This window comes from Bacillus sp. AY2-1 (assembly GCF_008368965.1).
GTDB lineage: Bacteria > Bacillota > Bacilli > Bacillales > Bacillaceae_G > Bacillus_A > Bacillus_A thuringiensis_S.
The window spans coordinates 1-555 of record NZ_QPEL01000323.1 but is presented as its reverse complement, the minus strand read 5'-3'; the positions used below and the strand labels follow the sequence as shown (position 1 = coordinate 555).

The following is a 555-nucleotide window of genomic DNA, read 5'->3' as shown; positions in this document are numbered from 1 at the left end:
TGTCCTTTACAAAGGGTACGGATTAATTAAAACATGTTCTTATTTAATATAATCGATTCACTTCTTTATAAAAAGTTTGGTTATTTTATTGAAGCTTATTCCACAAACACAACCGCTTGTTAACTTTTTTACTGTTTGAAAGCCATACTTTTTATATTGATTCATTTATTGGAAAAACTGAAAGTTTTAAAATCTCTCTATTACATATTTATTTTTGGAAAAATAGCCTAACTCCAAATACTAATAATACTGTGCCAGTAATACCCTCTATTGTACGGTTCACTTTTTCTTTTCTTAAAAAAGTTCTTAATTGACGTATTAGAGAGATATAAAGTAAATACCATATTGCTGTCAAAGTCGTAAATGTGAGTCCCAACAAAAGAAATTGGAAGAAATGACTTTGATTACTCACAATAAATTGGGGTAGAAAACTAAGGAAAAATACAGCCGTTTTTGGGTTTAAGATTGCTGTGGTAAATCCTTGTCTAAAACCTTTAACCGTTCCAATATCCTTAGAGTTTATTTCCACTGAACCTGACATATCTTCTTTTTTAG

At 29.4% G+C, this 555-nt stretch carries 1 protein-coding gene; it reads right to left on the bottom strand.

Annotated features, from left to right (window positions below; translation table 11 throughout):
• Nucleotides 1-208 precede the first annotated feature (208 nt).
• The coding region (locus DN403_RS30840; RefSeq protein ID WP_149186131.1) for a LysE family translocator at nt 209-555 on the bottom strand (347 nt) is incomplete at its 5' end.